Below are 16,670 nucleotides of genomic sequence, written 5' to 3' on the forward strand. Positions count from 1 at the left end.
AAAGAGAATTCTTTGATATAGAAGTCTTTGAAGGGAAAGAGCATTTCTTTCATAAAGTCAATAATTATCTATTTTTCTTTAATACGATGAGAAAGAACTCAAACAAGAATGATAAACACTTTAGAGATACTTATTGAGAGAAATAAATCTCCTGAACTTCTCCACTTGTTTGTGCCGGATCTTGATAAACTCCTGGAGAAGAAAATGGATGTGACTCTTGATCTGGAATTAGACCTTGTGAATGTTAAAATATCTCAAAGTGTCCACCACCTGCCTTGGAAGGTCTCATTAGAAAAAGAGTGCGATAACCTCCTAATTTATTTTTCTTTAGTCTAAGGTTAATTACTAAAATAAGTTCAAACTCCTGTTTCAAATAACTTTAAGAATCACCTTGTTACACTTATCTCAAATGGCTGAACAATCGCCTCTCTATCTACGTTGTAATATTCATATACTCTTGAATATTGAACCTTTGCCCGAACTGGATATTTTGCCTTTAAATTGTATGAAAATTTAACTGGCTTATCAGAGGAAATTGATTCAATGTATACAATTATCTGACGGGAAGTAAGGTTATACTTCTGAATGGTTTTATTATTCACATATTCATCAAGAGTTGGCGTTTGAACTTCAAATCCTGGAGGGATCCCCAGGTCAATCATAACCATCTGAGCTATTCCACTCTTTAATAGTTTAACAGAAACATCAACCCGCACCAAATCATTTATTGAAAGCTGGGTTCTGTCATAATTAACATCAATAGCAAAGAGCGGTTCCTTCGGTCTTGGTAAGTCCTTCCACGGAAGGTAATAAGAACTTATTATCTCATATAAGAAATTGCCTTCTCCATTAAGTTGGATTTCAACTGTATTCTCATTTCTTAAATTTTCACTCAAATCAATCTGCCGCATCACATCTATATTGCTCTTATCAACTTTTATCTCGTCCACCTTCCTATCATTATGAAATACAAAAATCGTAGCATTTACATCTTCACTTCCTCCACGAAGAGCTGCAACAAGTGCGCGTAGTGCAATAATTGTTCCCTGAGTTGTATACCACATTCCTGAGGAATCCTTTGACCGAATCAAAAAAGTCAAAGCCTTAGTTGCCACAGGAGAGAACTTACCTGATTTAACAAGAGCATAAGTGGCAAGACCACTTGTCTCAATATCTGTCCCCTTCCCACGAGTAAGGGTTATTGAAGGAAAATTTGACTCCCAGTATATTGCCCCATTATCTTCTTTCGCCATATCAATTAGCTTTTGTAGAATTTTAATTGTGGTTTCTGACTTTGGATCCATTGCTACAAACGCATTAGCAATAAGTGCAAGGACATATGCATCATCCACCTCTTCCCATCTCGTTTCTAAATAATTAAGACCCTTTTGTGCAGAGCCATCTTTTTGTCCAACTTCAGCAAGAGCCCACACAATATACGCTGTGGGCATTATCTCATTATTCTGTATCCTACCCCATGCTTCTGGATGTAAATACTGTTTATCTGGGGACCAGGAACCATCTTTATTTTGTTGATTTTTTAGCCACTTAGAGGTCCTCTCAATCAATCTCTCATCAATATTATAAACTTTGCTCATATCATTGAATTCCATAAGGCCATATGCAGTGAGAATCTTACTCGCAGGTTCATCTCCAAACCAAGAGAATCCCCCACCTTCCACTTCAAAGGACAATAGCCTCTGATAACCAATACTAATGTACTCTTCTGCCTTCATCTCAACCTCTGGTTTAATCTGATTTGTCTCTCGTAAGTAGTTTAAAATCAAAATATTGGGATAGGTAATTGAAGAAGTCTGCTCAAAGCAACCGAAAGGCATTCTAAGAAGTTTATCAAGGCCCTCAACAATTTGAGAGTATATACCAGGATAGAGTTTAAGAATTAGTGAATTTGCATTAGGTATGGCATTAAGAGGAAAGCCCACTTTCTTAACCACATTTCCCTCGAGACGGTCTGAGATTATACTCTCAAAACGCTTGCCATCGGGTAAAACCGTAACCTGCCTTTTTACTGCATCAGATCTTGCCTCACCATAAGCTTTCACTGTTATCGAATGATAACCAAGTTCCTTTACTCTTATTGGGAAATACACAACCGATATCTCATCTTTATCCATTATCTTTGTTATCTCTTTTTCCCCAAGATTCTCAAACCAATCTCCACTTTCTAAGATAACCCTAATCTTTTGCTGTTTGGGTAGATAATTATATAAGGCAATTGGTATTGAGATCTCATCACCTTGAGTTAAGGTAAGAGGCAAATCTATATCAACAAAGAAATCCTGAAAAACTTTTATTTGGGATACTCTGGAGCCGAGCTCTCCCTTTTGTGTAGAGGCAAACATCGTCGCTCTCCAGTTTGTTATAGCATCTGGCATCGTAACCGTGATTTTTGCCTTTCCACTTACATCGGTTATAAGTCCGGGTTCAAAAATGAAAGTTTCAGGAAAATATTCACGAACTCTTGGCTCTTCGGGGGCTTCTGCTTTTTTACGTTCCAATCTATCAAATTTAACCGCAGGAGGTCTTCCTGCTTCAGACATTAAAGTTATTGCTTCAATTGATTGAAACCTTCTCAACCTCCTTTCACTTATATCATCATCAGTTTCAAAAACCCCATCAGGTCCAGCACTTGTGATTGTAAAATAAGTAAAATATTCATCTTCACAGGCAATGCGGTATTCCCGATTCCATGGATCAAGGAGATCCTTTTCTTTTAAAAAACCTTCTTTTATCAGAGTCTTGAGTGCATCCTTGGTCTTTGGATACTCAGAGAAACGATCATAATATTTATTGATTGCCGCATAAATTTTCCACTTTACCTCCTCAAGTTTTTTGTAAAATACGAGAGAAATCTTTTCATTCACATCAAGAGGAGTACCGTAATTCACAGGAAATGGCTCTTTTGGCATAAGGGTTGAAAACATAACAACCTCTGCTCGTTCATCAATCTTTGGCTCCTTCACAATATTTTCTGGCTCAAATCCATGAATCTCATAACGAGGCGTTAATATCTCTTTTTCTAAGGTAAAATAGACCTTTTCAAGTCCTGGTTGCAACTCACTTACTGCAAAGACTGCTTCATCAACCACTGCAAGACAAAGTGTAGCGATTTTAGGCTTTCCATTTTTATCAGTAATTGTAAATTGAATCTCACCTTCTTCACCTGGAAGATATTGTTCTTTATTGAGTTTCGTATTTATAACAAGATCATTTGCACTATGGACATAGCAGAATCTTGTATCCCTAATAATATCTGATCCCTGAGTCACAATATAAGCATGTAACCAGATTGAGCCGGTAATATCAGGAGTAAACTGTAATTGATAACTCCCTTTACCATCTTTTATTTCAATAGACTTTGTGAGCACTGTCTGATTGTCCTTAATAATATCAAGGTAAATCCTACCCACTTTTTTTGTTGTAAGAAATTCCAAATTCACAAAATCACCCACCTTATATATTCCCTTTTTCATTCGCATTATCAGTTGCTCTTGCTGTAGGTTCATAACGAAATCCTTCTTCACTTCAGCGCTCTCCCCTTTATTATCAGTAACTTTTACAGAAACCTCTATTTTTTCTTTTCTTGGATTATAGATAAATTCTGCCACCCCATAATCATCCGTCTTACTTATTTGCTTTCTCCCCTCTATACTCATCTCAACCTGTGCAAGACAAGGAGAACCATCAGGATAGTTCGCAACAACATAGATTCTATTTTCAAGATTTGGCCTAAGCATACCACCTTCAGGAACAACTGCAATATTTATGAGGTTTTGCACAATCTTCTTTGTTACAGTAATCTTTTCGCTGTGATTTGCTTTGTCAATCACCTCAATATCTAACCTCACAAAAGCATCGCCTTTTTCAAGTGGTTCACCAACAAAATAGAGAGGCAATCTATAGGTAAAATGAAATTGACCATTTCTATCAGTTTTCCCTTCAATCACTGCTTCTTCATTAAAACCAATATCAAACTTATATACCGTAATTTTAACCTTTCCTTCTGAAACAGGTTTACCAAAGAAATATTGAACATCTACACGACCTTCAAGCTCTTCCCCAGGTAAATAAAATTCTTTATCTGTGTTTAAGTTAATTTTAAACTTTGGCAAGAGATATTTCTCAACCCTTACAGTCTTTTCTGTCTTTTCATTCTCAAGTATTGCACGAATTGTCCACTTACCAAAATTTACTTCATCGGCAAGTAAAAATGGTGTATATGCAACCCCAAATTCATCCGTCTTTAACACTTTCTTAAATACCTTATTACCTTTAGCATCTTCAATCTCAAAGGTTATTTCTTTATCTTTTATGGAATTGAGTCTAGGCTTCTGCAAAGATAATGTTCTTATATGGATCATCTGGCCTGGTTGATAAATGGGTTTATCTGTAACAAGATAGGTCAGGTTTCCAGTTGTTATTTTAAAACTTGTTTTGAACTCATCCTTTCCTAATTTAGAACTTACAATAAATTTAAATTCACCATTTTTTATATCCTTTGGTAAGATGAAATTTGTCTCGCACGTTCCCGAATTATCTGTTTCTCCTTCATATACGATTTTCTCGGAATTTTGCCTTTCTAAAACAACTCTTACCTTTGCCCCTTGAATTGGTTCATCAGTTCGAAGATTCTTTGTAATAATACGATATTTTATAGGAGTTCCAGAAATAAAATTATCTTGCCCTAAAATCCTTATAATCATTTTATCCTGAAGTTGAAATAAAGAATATATTTTTTCTGTGTTTTTGAATTTCACTCTTACTCGTAAAAGATCAAGATCTTCGACCTCTTTTTCTAATTTTATTTTTATAGGGAATGAATAATAACCTTTCTCAATGTAAATCCGGCGAGTAATTTCACCTACAACATTATCCTCAGGATCAATAACCGAAATCCTACATTTGCCTGATTCTCCTTTTAAACTTTCAATTGGAATATTTAAATATAGATTATTAATGGATTTAGAAGAACTAACTTTTGCCATTAAGTTTGAATAAATTACTAAAATTCCAATACTTATTTGCAAAAAAAATCTCATTTTCTATTCTCCTTTCTCCCTATTTAGGGCTTAGGTTTATAAAGTAGTTTTTATTATTATCTTCAGAGGTTTGGTTACTACTCTTCATCCCTTATTTTTAATTATAACAGAAAAAGATAATAAGGCAAGATAGGACATCTCTTATGTTATTTCCACTTTAATTTACACCCATTAATTACATTCCGAATTCAAAATATCTTAAAAAATCTGAAATAATAACCAAAGAAGAGAAAATCAGCTTATGAATGGAATTGGAAGAGGAACTATAAATATGCCTTTAGAAAGAGAAAAGCATAATAATATTATTTTTATTTCTTGACAGAAGAGACTTTTAGAAACTTAGGTGAACAATTCTCGGAGTAGATCTATATTAAGAAATACTGACTTATTGAAAAATATTTTAATAGATGGAGAAGAATTAAAATTTTTAAAACAGTCTCTAAGTTGATGAATTCTAAGAAAAATTTCAAATTTTCAACAGAAAGCCAATAAATTACTTGACAAAATTAATTAATATATTATAATATTTTAATTTTTTAATAAAAAGGAGAAAAAGATGAAGAAATTTTTGAAAATTTTTAATGCTCTTTCGGACGAGACGAGATTGAGGATTTTTCTTTTACTTACCCGGAGCGAGCTTTGTGTTTGTGAATTGATGAATATTCTCAATATGAAACAACCGAGAATTTCTAATTGTTTGAGAATCTTAAAGGAGGCGGGGTTGATTCTTAATAAAAGAGAAGGACAATGGATTATTTATTCTGCAAATCCGGAGATATGCAAAAGTAAATTGATTCGGGATTTAAAAAAAGAGGTAAATCTTTCGGAAGAAGATTTGAAAAACCTTAAAAAATACCTAAGAAAAGAGATAAGAAAGGGGTAAAACAATGTTTTTAGAAATAATAAAAGCTGGGTTTTTGGCGTTAAAGGACTATGCTGCCACACATATTCTGACCTGTCTTGTTCCAGCATTTCTTCTTGCAGGGGCAATTGTAACATTCATTAATCGTAACGCTATTTTAGAGCATCTTGGCGAAGAAACAAGAAAGAGCAGGTCTTTTCCTCTTGCGAGTATTTCGAGTTTCTTTCTTGCGGCTTGCTCCTGCACTGTTATCCCTGTTGCAAGTGGTCTTTACTACGGAGGTGCAGGAATTGGAGTTGCCTTTATTGTTCTCTGGGTTGCACCTAGTGCTAATATCCTTGCTCTTACCTACACTGGAAATATCCTCGGCGGAGGAATGGTTATTTCAAGAATTGTAGCTGCTCTTTTTATGGCTTTTATTGTCGGCTGGGTGATGAGTTTTGTCTTTCGAGAAGAAAGAAAAGAATCTACAACCACTACGGAAGAAACACAAAAAAAGACAATCATCGAGCGAAAAGAGCTGGTTTTGCTTTTTCTTATACTTCTCTCCCTCCTTTTACCCAACTATCTCGTAAGAGGAGGAGCATATATTTATAAAGTTCTGGTCTGGTTAATTTCTTCTCTGGTTATGTTAATCTATGCCATTAAGGTTTTCTCGAAAGAAAAACTCGGCGACTGGCTCCGGGAAACATGGTGGTTTGTTAAGATTATCTTTCCTTTGCTTTTAGTCGGTGTCTTTATTGTGGGTGTAATAGGTAAGATATTGCCCGAAAGCTGGATTAAAACCTATCTTGGAGGAGAGCGCCTCCGTGCATCTTTTTTTGCGACAGTTATTGGGGCTATAAGTTACTTTGCAACAATGACCGAAGCGCCTTTTGTCCATACTTTGATGAAATTGGGTATGGGAAAAGGTCCTGCCCTTACTCTTCTTTTGACCGGACCTGGTTTAAGTTTACCAAACTGGCTTGCAATAGGAAGAGTATTCGGGGTTAAAAAAGCCCTTGTCTATGTCCCTCTTATTGTTGTTCTTGGAACTTTGGTAGGATGGTTCTTTGGAAACTTTATATTTTAAGGAGAAAAAAATGAAGGTGAAAAAAGTGATTTCTGTTCTTCTTCTCGCTTTTGTTCTCTTCAGCATTGCTTATCTAATCAAGGGAGAAGTCATGAATAAAAAAGAGGAAAAAATGCAAAAGGAAGAAATCCGAGAGGAGGTAGATACTGTTAATGAAAAAGAAACGGAAACAAATAAGGAAAAAGTCCCTGAAATTCCTAATGTTAATGTAGCAAAAAATGAAACAAAAACACAAAATTCGGCTCCCAAAAAAGAAGAAAAGAAGAAAAAAGTGCTTGCCTACTATTTTCATGGAACTTACCGATGTCCCACCTGCCTTACAATTGAAAGATATTCAAAAGAAGCAATCGAACAGTATTTTGCCAAAGAAATACAGAACGGAATATTAGAGTTCAGCTCTATAAATGCAGAAGAACCAGAAAATAGACATTTCATCCAGGATTACCAGCTTTACACGAAATCTCTCATAATTTCACTCAAGGAAGACAATAAAGAGATAAAATGGAAAAATCTCACCGAGGTCTGGTCTTATATTCACAGTAAAGAGAATTTCTATCAATATGTTAAAAATGAGGTGGAGAAATTTTTAGAGGAGGCAAGATAATGGGATTGTTACCTCTTCTTACAGCATTATGGCTTGGGATATTGACTTCGATAAGTCCCTGTCCCCTTGCGACCAATATTGCTGCGATATCATTTGTCTCCTACAGAATTGCCCACAAAGTCGTTGTTCTCTTATCGGGTATTCTCTATACAATTGGGAGAGCAGTTACCTATATTGTTATTGGGTTTCTCGTTGTTAGGGCAGCCATTAATATTCCCCTCGTTTCAAATTTCCTCCAGCTCTACATTAACAAAATCCTGGGAATCCTTTTGATTCTGGTGGGAATGTTTTTACTTGATTTGTTGTTTAACATAAAAATACCGAGCATTTCCGTTTCCGAGTCCTGGCAGAGAAAACTTGATGAGATTGGCATTTTCGGCTCTCTATTTTTGGGAATGCTTTTCGCTCTTGCGTTCTGTCCTGTTTCTGCCGCTCTATTTTTTGGCAGTCTTATCCCTCTCGCACTTAAGGCAAATTCAGGAGTGATTTTGCCGCTATTTTATGGAATGGGAACGGGGCTACCTGTTTTACTTTTTGCTATTTTTATTGCTCTTGGTTCTTCCCACATAGGCAGAATGTATGAAAGAGCAGTCAAATTTGAAGCGATTACAAAGAAAGTCACAGGAGTTATTTTTATTCTGGTTGGAATTTACTATGTGTTGGCTTACATCTTTAAATTGTTTTAAAACAAAAGGAGGTAATAGATGAAAATTCAGATTGCAGGACCTGGTTGTCCGAGGTGCTTGGCGACCGAGAAGGCTGTAAAAGAAGCCTGTGCCCAGTTGAAACTCTCTGCCGAGATTTCTCATCTTTACGATATAAGAGGATATGCAAGACTTGGAGTCAGAATGACTCCTGCTGTGATTGTTGACGGAAAAGTTGTTATGTCGGGCAAGGTTCCATCTGTGGAAGAGGTAAAGAAAGTTTTAAGTTCCTGAGAAAGGAGATAAACTTATGGATAATGAATTTGAAACTGAAACAGGACAAAAAGAAAACAAAAAATGTCCGAATTGTAATGGCGAACTTGAGTTTGTAAGTTCCTGTTGTAAGGCATTCTGGTATTGCAAGAACTGCGATGAAATAATTGGAGACATTGAAGACAATCACTAAAAAGAGAAAGGAGGAAGATAATGAGTAAGAATTATAAACCAAGATTTATTATGTGTATCTGCACAGGCCAATGTCCTGGATTTTCAAGTCTAAACCTCTGGGAGCTCATAAACACGGTGAGAACAGAAATGGATGTTGAATATGCAATTGTCCATCCTCAACTTTGCGTTGACGATGGCGACCGTTTTGTTAAAGATTACATCAAACCAAATGTAAAATATGTAATTGGAGCCTGCGACCCCAAGATGCAGAGGAAGATGTTCAAGGATGCATTTGCTGAAGCCGGTGGAAATTTCGATGAACAGGTAATTCCTTTAGACCTCCGGAATATGTCAACCGAAGATGCAATAAAAAAAGTTAGAGAGACTTTAGAGGGTCTATGAGTGTGTTTGGTGGCATCCCAAGAGAAAAAATTCCCTGGTTTCCTACCATTGACCACGAAAAATGTGTGGGTTGTAAGGAATGTTTCAATTTCTGTCATAATGGTGTTCTTGAGTGGGACGAAGAGAATAATCGTCCAAAAGTTGTAAAGCCTTACAACTGTGTAATCGGTTGCTCAGCCTGTTCTAATCTCTGTCCAAATGGAGCAATTGAGTTTCCTACTCGAGAGGAACTGAAAGAAATGGTTAAGAAAGTAAAACAGGGAGTTTAAATTATGCCTGTCTATGAATACATCTGTTCCGATTGTGGCGAGCGAATAGAGGTATTAGCCACAATTGAGGAAAAAGAAAAAGGGCTAAGAGTCATCTGCCCTAAATGTGGCAGTGAGAAGGTTCTTCAGGTCTTTAGCAGTTTTGCAGTTGGAAGTTCGAAGGGTAGTTCACCAACCTGTGGTTGTCAGGGATAGAGAGGTGTGAAAATGGAAATTAGCTCATTGGGTTTTATTGGCGGCGGAAGAATAACGAGAATTATTATTAACGGTCTTAAAAGAAGAGGAAAAGTGCCCGGGGAAATTGTTGTAAGTGATACAAATATTGAAACTCTACAAAAACTGCAAAATGAGTTCCCGGAGATTACAATTGCACCCAATGATAATTCTCTACCTGCGGAAAAGGAGATGGTATTCTTCGCGGTCCATCCACAGGTAACAGCCGATGTCCTAACTGAAATTAAAACTTTTATTAAACCAACAACCTTTTTCATTTCTCTGGTCCCAAGAGTAAAAATAGAGAAAATTGTGGAAGGGACCAAGTGTTTTCCCAAGATTGTGCGGATGATTCCAAACGCCTGTTCTATTGTGAATGAGGGTTATAATCCAGTGACATTTTCCGATACGGTAACTGAAGAAGAGAAAAAAACTTTGCTTGATTTTCTTTCTGTTTTAGGAGAATGTCCGGTTGTTTCAGAGGAAAAACTGGAAGCCTATGCAGTTATCACCGGAATGGGTCCTACCTATTTCTGGTTTCAATTCAATGAATTAAAGGAAATTGCAAAAAGTTTTGGACTCAATGAACAGGAAGCAGAAAAGGGTATCGCAAAAATGGTTAACGGAACAATAAAAACACTTTTGGGGTCAGGCTTATCACCAGAAGAGGTAATGGATTTGATTCCCGTTCGCCCATTACAGGATTTTGAAACTCAAATCAAAGAAGCCTATCATTCCAGGCTTGAGCCGTTACACAAGAAACTGAAAGCGATTTAGGAAAGATATGTGAAATTCCTCTTAATTCTAACCTTTATCCTCTTAACAATTTCCTTCCTTCGAGATAAAAAGAAAACTTTTTTGGGAATTAAGAAGGGTTTAAAAATGTTTCTTGGGTTATTGCCGATGGTGTTGAATGTGTTGATTTTAGTTAGCGTGTTTTTGTATCTTGTGCCCAAAGAGATACTGACTAATTTATTGGGTAAAAATTCGGGTGTGTTTGGTTTGGGCATTGCCGCTGTTTTAGGCTCGGTTTCACTTATACCAATGTTTATTACATATCCTTTAGCAGCAATTCTTTTAAAAAGTGGTGTATCATATAGAGTGCTGGCAGTATTCATTACGACTTTATTGATGGTTGGCGTTTTAACCTTGCCTCTGGAAGCAAAATATTTTGGTATGAAAGTAAGTGTAATAAGAAATGTTTTGAGTTTTGTTGGTGCGTTAATTGTTGGTCTCGTTATCGGGATATTTTTATGAAAAAATTTATTTTGAAGATTGCCGAGACCGAATATATTTTAGCAATTATTTTTGGAGTATTTATTCTTCTCTCCCGTATTTTTAATTTTGCTCCGGCAAAAGTTATTCGGGAAAATTTCTGGCTATTTTTTGTTGAGATGATAACTTTTCTGCCTTTTATGTTTATTCTCATCGGCCTTTTTGATGTCTGGTTTCCCAAGTATAAAGTAGAAAAATACATTGGAAAAAGTTCAGGCATCAAAGGGACAATCTGGTGTATCCTTCTGGCGATGCTACAGGCAGGACCATTATACGGTGCTTTCCCTGTGGCATATCTCTTATGGAAAAAGGGCTGCAGTATAAAAAATATTTTTATCTATCTTGGGGCTTTCTCAACACTTAAGATACCGATGTTGACTTTTGAGATTGGTTTTTTAGGGTTAAAATTTTCGTTGTTACGAACTGCTGTTACTCTTCCTGTATTTATTCTAATTGGTTATCTAATGGAATTTTATTTGAAAGATAAGAACTTCGTTGTGAACCAGCCTGCGTTAACCGGAAAAGAAAATCTCTAAACCTTCAAACCGCCAACCATTTTTCTGCTTGACAGTTCAGGTGAAACAATTATTATAATTTTGATGAATGCAAAAATCTTTGATATAAAGGAGCTGAATTATTGCGTATAGAAAAAAGAGGAAAATATGAATAACAAAAAGACAATTCGTAATATTCTTGTATTTATTGCAATTGTCACAATTGGTGGTTGGGTAGGAGTTATCGTTGATAAATTTCTTCCTCCGCAGCCGAGTGAAAATACCTTGGGGATGGGAATCTGGCTGGTAACTCCCTTATTAACCGTTATAGTTCTTAGAACATTCTTCGGAGATGGATGGAAAGATGCCGGATTAAAACTTAACCTAAAGAGCGGTAGTGTATGGTATGTGGTATCATTAATTGTTTTTCCTTTAGTAACAGGCATTGTTTTGGGTATTGGCAAATTGACTCGTTGGATTGATTTCCCCAATTTCAATGTTTCTGCTTTTGCAAAAGTTTTTATCGGATTACTTATTGTTAATTTTATCAAGAATATATTTGAAGAATCTGTCTGGCGAGGGTATTTGACTTCCAAAATGATAAATCTGAATGTCGGTGATTTTTCAATTTATCTCGTTGTTGGCTTAGTCTGGTCTATTTGGCATCTTCCTTATTACCTTTTATTTTTATCGGAATCAACGATTACTTCTGTTTTGCCGGTCAATAGAATAATATTCTTTTTCGTTGCTATGGTAAATATGTTGATCTGGACAGTGATGTTTGTTGAAATTTATCGTCTGACAAATTCTATCTGGTCTGTTGTTTTACTACATACAGTCGAAGATTCACTTGTTAATCCACTGGTCATTGATGGTTACATAAAGATTATTAGCAATAAAGAGATTTTTATATCTCCGATTTGTGGGATAATTGCAGCTCTTCTTTATCTATCTATTGGATTGGCTTTGAGAAAAATAAGGAAAAGTAATTCGAATATTGGACGGCTGGGTGGATAGGGACTTATGGATTCTATTTTCTTCCCCGGGTTCTCAAAAATATATAAAATCTGGTTAAAAAAAGGGTGTGTGGGTAGAATTAGACTTGACAGAGAGGATATTTTTGTTTAAAGTTTTAAATAAACCAATTGATGAACTCCTGTTCATCATAAAGGAGGTTTGAAATGGGAATTTTTTCGTGGATTATCATGGGTTTAATTGTCGGTGCCCTCGCAAAATTAGTTATGCCAGGTAAAGACCCTGGAGGAATCATTGTTACCATTTTATTAGGAATCGCAGGTGCTTTTGTAGGCGGTTTTATTGGCTCGCGTCTCGGGATTGGAACGGTTACCGGATTCAACCTGACAAGTTTTTTACTTGCTTTAGGTGGAGCGATTCTTCTGTTAATCATATACCGCGCCATAAAAAGGAAATAGAACCTTCTTGACCTAACGGCTATCCTGAATTTTAACCCTCTTAGCGGGTTAAGGTGTTGATTTTCAAAATCTACCAACAGCCTCACCAACCACTAACGAGCGAAAAAACATTTCTTTCTTTATCGGCTTAAACCCAACTTTCCACCCCCAAAACTCATCTTAATCCCAAACCCTTGCAAAAACTCAATTCTAATATCTCTTGTTTAAATTCTGTAGTCTATAAATTATTATAAAAATATTTGTTTTGGGTCTCGAAAAATAGTTTATGTATTATATAATCTATGTTTTGTCTTGGACCGGAAAAAGTGGAAATTTTTGCCCTATTTTTATGTTAGAGTTACTCGCCTTAATTTGGGTTATTGATTTAAACAACTTTTGCCTCCAATTAACCTTAATCCCCCCGTCTCTAAATAACTAAGCCCACTATATGCCTCTATTGGTGTCCTTAAACCTGTTTCACGCCTAATTGTTGCTTCCAACGATGTAAACTCTTATGAGGATATCCCACTGTCTTTGGCTATCTTTTCAATACTCTCGTCACATCACTAATCGGGGTAACTCTCTCACTAATGTGAATTTTCTTTCAACACTGATTGACCTTTTGCCTGGCATTCTTGCCTCCTTTTAGGCTATAAATCTAACATTATAATATTTCCACTTAACTGAGACAAGATAGACAGTCATCTCTCTCTTCCTCCCTCTCAGACATCAGACCACTTGACTGTCTGCATAATCGTGCTAATTTTTAGTTGATATCTTAAGGAGGAAAAAATGAAAAAAGTAATAATCGCCTCATTATTTTTTGTTTTTCTTGTTAATGCCAATCTCACTTTCGCTCAAGAAGTCGTTTCTGTAACCCCTCTTCAAAATGCTATAAATGTATCAAAGAGCACGAATGTCTCTGTTACATTTGACCAAGATATGAATCCTTCCACAATCAACGGCAGCACATTCATTGTTTATTCCCTGCGAAGGGGATTACAAACAGGAACTTACACTTATAACTCTGGAACAAGAACAGCAACATTTGACCCGGATGATGATTTCGCTGTAGGAGAGATAGTTTCTGTTATTCTTGCCACGGACATTGAAGATGCGGAAGGTGATACTTTAAGAAGACCCTACGAATGGTCTTTTACTGTTGAAGTGGATGGAGGAAGTGGGACTTTCGCTGAGAGGGTAGTCTATGCTATTGGGAGTTCCCCTCGGTCAGTTTTTTCTTCGGATCTTGACGGAGATAGAGACATGGACCTTGCTGTTGCAAATTCTAACAATGTTTCTGTTTTATTTAACAATGGAGATGGGACTTTCGCTGGAAAAAAGGACTACGGCGTGGGGAATTATCCTATGGCGGTTTTTCCTTCAGACCTCGATGGCGATGGATATATGGACCTTGCTGTTGCAAATTATGGTTCCAACAATGTTTCTATTTTAAAGAACAATGGAGATGGAACTTTCGCCGAAAAAAAGGACTACGGCGCGGGGGATTTACCTACAGCAGTTTTTTCTTCTGACCTTGACAGAGATGGTGATTTGGACCTCGCTGTGGTGAATTATTTCTCCGAAAATGTTTCAGTTTTAAAGAACAATGGAGATGGGACTTTCGCTGGAAAAAAGGACTACGGCGTGGGGAATTATCCTATGGCGGTTTTTCCTTCAGACCTCGATGGCGATGGAGATATAGACCTTAGTATAGCGAATAATGGTTCCAATAATGTTTCTATTTTGAAAAACAATGGGGATGGGACTTTTGAACCGAAAGTGGACTATGGTGTGGGCACTTCTCCTACCTCTGTTTTTTCTTCTGCCCTTGATGGAGATGGAGATCTAGACCTCGCTGTAACAAACGCAGGTTCCCACAGTGTTTCTATTTTACTGAACAACGGAGATGGGACCTTCGGAGGAAGAGTAGACTATAGTGTGGGGATAAATCCTATTTCCGTTTTCTCTTCAGACCTTGACGGAGATGGGGATTTAGACCTTGCTGTCGCAAATTTTTCGTCCCAAAATGTTTCTATTTTATTGAACAATAGCGATGGGAGTTTCACCAGAGAAGGCGAGTACTACTCGTGGTATTCTCCTTATTCAGTTTTTTCTTCTGACCTTGACGCCGACGGGGATTTGGACCTCGCTATTGCAAATTCTAATTCTGACAATATTTCTATTTTATTTAACAACAATTCTTTTATTACCATAACCTCTCCCAATGGAGGGGAAGAGTGGGAAGTAGGTACCCCTTGTAACATCACCTGGACTTCTGCCTATACAAGTGGAACAGTTAAAATAGAATACTCAATAGACAATGGTTTAAACTGGATAGAAATTGTTCCAAGTATGCCGGATACTGGTATTTATTCTTGGACTATTCCAAATACACTTTCTGATAGTTGTCTTGTTAGAGTAAGTGATACTGATGGAAGCCCCTCTGATATAAGTGATGAAGTTTTCAGAATTTCTCCCGTTCCTTATATCATACTCGCCTTACCTAACGGCGGGGAAGAACTGTATGTAGACAGCACTTACAATATCTCCTGGAACTCTGTGGGTACAAGCGGAAGTGTTAAAATAGAATATTCGATAGATAACGGTTCAAGCTGGACAGAAATAATTGCAAGTATGCCTGATACCGGCATTTTTAAGTGGACCGTTCCAAATACCCCATCAGATAGTTGTCTTGTAAGAATAAGCGATACAGATGGTAGTCCCTATGATATAAGTGATGAAGTTTTCAGGATTTTACCTCTTTCGGCGGTTCCAGAAGAGAAGTTGCCAGAACTCTATTCGATGGATGTAAGAACAATCGTCTCGGGTAGGATGTTTGAAGTCAGGTATGCCCTGCCTTTGAAGTCTTCTGTTAGATTTGAAATATATGATTTAAAAGGTGCGAAAATAGAAGAAATTACCGAAGAGAAACCAGCTGGCTCTTATTCAAGAGAAATAGATATGGCAGGTAAACCGGTAGGTGTATACTTCCTTAAAATGGAAGCAAACCGTGGGGCGTTTACCAAAATAGCTAAAATTGTTCTGATTAACCGTTAGTCGGCAAATAGAAGTGAAATCTCGGAGAGGACAGAAATTGGGACACGAAGAGGGAACTTCGAACTCACCACCAAATCCAGAACTCTACATCCAGAGTTCTAAAATGAGAAATTACAAAATCCAACCTGTAAAAAAATAAAATCTTTGTGCTCTTTGTGAGCTTCGTGGTTTAAAATTTTTAAAAAGGAGGTCGAATGGCAGAAGTTTCAATTCAAACCGTTTATTTTGAAGAAGAAGGGAAAATAAATACAGAAAAAACTCTTCAGATTGCTCTTAAAAGAGCGAAGGAACTTGGAATTGACCAGATAGGGATAGCCACAACCGGTGGTTATACAGCACTTGCCGCAATGAAAGTTTTCAAGGGCTATCATCCAATAATCGTAACTCATGTCACAGGATTCAATAAGCCAAATGAACAGGAGTTACCTCTGAAGACAAGAAAAAAACTGGAAGAACTTGGAGCAAGTGTCCTAACCTGTGTTCATTCGTTCGGAGGAATAGGGAGAGCGGTTCGAAGGAAAATGAATACTTACCAGATTGACGATATAATTGCCGAAACTCTTCGGGTATTCGGAGAAGGAACAAAGGTTTGTTGTGAAATTACTTTGATGGCGGCAGATGCAGGTCTTATAAACACAGAAAAAGAAACGATTGCAATAGCCGGCACAGGAAGAGGAGCAGACACAGCCCTCGTTGTGAAACCGGCGAATACTCAGAACTTTTTTGACCTTAAGGTAAAAGAAATTCTCTGTAAACCGAGACTGGATTGAGTTTCAGCGATTAGGATTTGGGATTTAGAAAAAATAAAAATCTTTGTGTCCTTTGTGAGCTTCGTGGTTAATAATACCGTGGGGTT

18 protein-coding genes are annotated in these 16,670 nt (G+C 36.9%); 17 read left to right on the forward strand and 1 reads right to left on the reverse strand.

Annotated elements, in window-relative coordinates; genetic code table 11:
• Positions 1–108: 108 nt before the first annotated feature.
• A complete protein-coding gene (locus ABIN61_00005; GenBank protein ID MEO0292590.1) occupies positions 109–336 on the forward strand; it encodes a hypothetical protein in 228 nt (75 codons plus the stop codon).
• A 50-nt stretch (positions 337–386) separates the two neighbouring features.
• Here ABIN61_00005 and ABIN61_00010 read toward each other — a convergent pair whose 3' ends face one another.
• Positions 387–5,060 (reverse strand): MG2 domain-containing protein, encoded by a 4,674-nt coding sequence (locus ABIN61_00010; protein ID MEO0292591.1) that lies wholly within the window; start codon positions 5,058–5,060, stop codon positions 387–389.
• 556 nt (positions 5,061–5,616) lie between these two features.
• Between ABIN61_00010 and ABIN61_00015 the strand changes: the two genes are divergently transcribed.
• The 16 genes from ABIN61_00015 (at position 5,617) to ABIN61_00090 (ending at position 16,584) form a co-directional block, all read left to right on the forward strand.
• Complete coding sequence (locus ABIN61_00015) at positions 5,617–5,943, forward strand: metalloregulator ArsR/SmtB family transcription factor (GenBank protein ID MEO0292592.1); 327 nt, start codon at positions 5,617–5,619, stop codon at positions 5,941–5,943.
• Positions 5,944–5,947: 4 nt separating this feature from the next.
• Positions 5,948–6,994 carry a permease gene (locus tag ABIN61_00020; GenBank protein MEO0292593.1) on the forward strand — a complete coding sequence of 349 codons (1,047 nt, stop codon included), beginning with the start codon at positions 5,948–5,950 and terminating at the stop codon, positions 6,992–6,994.
• A 10-nt stretch (positions 6,995–7,004) separates the two neighbouring features.
• Positions 7,005–7,598 (forward strand): nitrophenyl compound nitroreductase subunit ArsF family protein, encoded by a 594-nt coding sequence (locus ABIN61_00025; GenBank protein ID MEO0292594.1) that lies wholly within the window; start codon positions 7,005–7,007, stop codon positions 7,596–7,598.
• On the forward strand, positions 7,598–8,284 hold the full coding sequence (locus ABIN61_00030) for an aromatic aminobenezylarsenical efflux permease ArsG family transporter (GenBank protein MEO0292595.1): 687 nt from the start codon (positions 7,598–7,600) through the stop codon (positions 8,282–8,284). The genes ABIN61_00025 and ABIN61_00030 overlap by 1 nt, the downstream gene beginning before the upstream one ends.
• A gap of 18 nt (positions 8,285–8,302) precedes the next feature.
• Entirely contained in the window at positions 8,303–8,536 is a 234-nt protein-coding gene (locus ABIN61_00035) for a thioredoxin family protein (protein ID MEO0292596.1), read from the forward strand.
• A gap of 16 nt (positions 8,537–8,552) precedes the next feature.
• Positions 8,553–8,708, forward strand: coding sequence for a zinc-ribbon domain-containing protein (locus ABIN61_00040; GenBank protein ID MEO0292597.1), 156 nt, complete (start codon positions 8,553–8,555; stop codon positions 8,706–8,708).
• A 20-nt stretch (positions 8,709–8,728) separates the two neighbouring features.
• On the forward strand, positions 8,729–9,091 hold the full coding sequence (locus ABIN61_00045) for a hypothetical protein (GenBank protein MEO0292598.1): 363 nt from the start codon (positions 8,729–8,731) through the stop codon (positions 9,089–9,091).
• On the forward strand, positions 9,088–9,360 hold the full coding sequence (locus tag ABIN61_00050; GenBank protein MEO0292599.1) for a 4Fe-4S dicluster domain-containing protein: 273 nt from the start codon (positions 9,088–9,090) through the stop codon (positions 9,358–9,360). Before ABIN61_00045 ends, ABIN61_00050 begins: the two co-directional genes overlap by 4 nt.
• Positions 9,361–9,363: 3 nt before the next feature.
• Positions 9,364–9,555, forward strand: coding sequence for a zinc ribbon domain-containing protein (locus ABIN61_00055; GenBank protein MEO0292600.1), 192 nt, complete (start codon positions 9,364–9,366; stop codon positions 9,553–9,555).
• A 12-nt stretch (positions 9,556–9,567) separates the two neighbouring features.
• Positions 9,568–10,350, forward strand: coding sequence for an NAD(P)-binding domain-containing protein (locus ABIN61_00060; protein MEO0292601.1), 783 nt, complete (start codon positions 9,568–9,570; stop codon positions 10,348–10,350).
• A 105-nt stretch (positions 10,351–10,455) separates the two neighbouring features.
• Positions 10,456–10,830 (forward strand): hypothetical protein, encoded by a 375-nt coding sequence (locus ABIN61_00065; protein ID MEO0292602.1) that lies wholly within the window; start codon positions 10,456–10,458, stop codon positions 10,828–10,830.
• Positions 10,827–11,384, forward strand: a complete 558-nt coding sequence (locus ABIN61_00070) for a permease (GenBank protein MEO0292603.1) — start codon at positions 10,827–10,829, stop codon at positions 11,382–11,384. Before ABIN61_00065 ends, ABIN61_00070 begins: the two co-directional genes overlap by 4 nt.
• Before the next feature lie 126 nt (positions 11,385–11,510).
• Positions 11,511–12,359 carry a CPBP family intramembrane glutamic endopeptidase gene (locus ABIN61_00075; protein MEO0292604.1) on the forward strand — a complete coding sequence of 283 codons (849 nt, stop codon included), beginning with the start codon at positions 11,511–11,513 and terminating at the stop codon, positions 12,357–12,359.
• A gap of 164 nt (positions 12,360–12,523) precedes the next feature.
• Positions 12,524–12,775 (forward strand): GlsB/YeaQ/YmgE family stress response membrane protein, encoded by a 252-nt coding sequence (locus tag ABIN61_00080; GenBank protein MEO0292605.1) that lies wholly within the window; start codon positions 12,524–12,526, stop codon positions 12,773–12,775.
• A 771-nt stretch (positions 12,776–13,546) separates the two neighbouring features.
• Positions 13,547–15,814 carry an FG-GAP-like repeat-containing protein gene (locus ABIN61_00085; protein ID MEO0292606.1) on the forward strand — a complete coding sequence of 756 codons (2,268 nt, stop codon included), beginning with the start codon at positions 13,547–13,549 and terminating at the stop codon, positions 15,812–15,814.
• A 194-nt stretch (positions 15,815–16,008) separates the two neighbouring features.
• Positions 16,009–16,584 carry a pyruvate kinase alpha/beta domain-containing protein gene (locus tag ABIN61_00090; GenBank protein MEO0292607.1) on the forward strand — a complete coding sequence of 192 codons (576 nt, stop codon included), beginning with the start codon at positions 16,009–16,011 and terminating at the stop codon, positions 16,582–16,584.
• The last annotated feature ends 86 nt before the right edge of the window (positions 16,585–16,670 follow it).

This window comes from candidate division WOR-3 bacterium, assembly GCA_039804165.1.
Lineage (GTDB): Bacteria > Hydrothermota > UBA3072 > UBA3072 > UBA3072 > JAFGHJ01.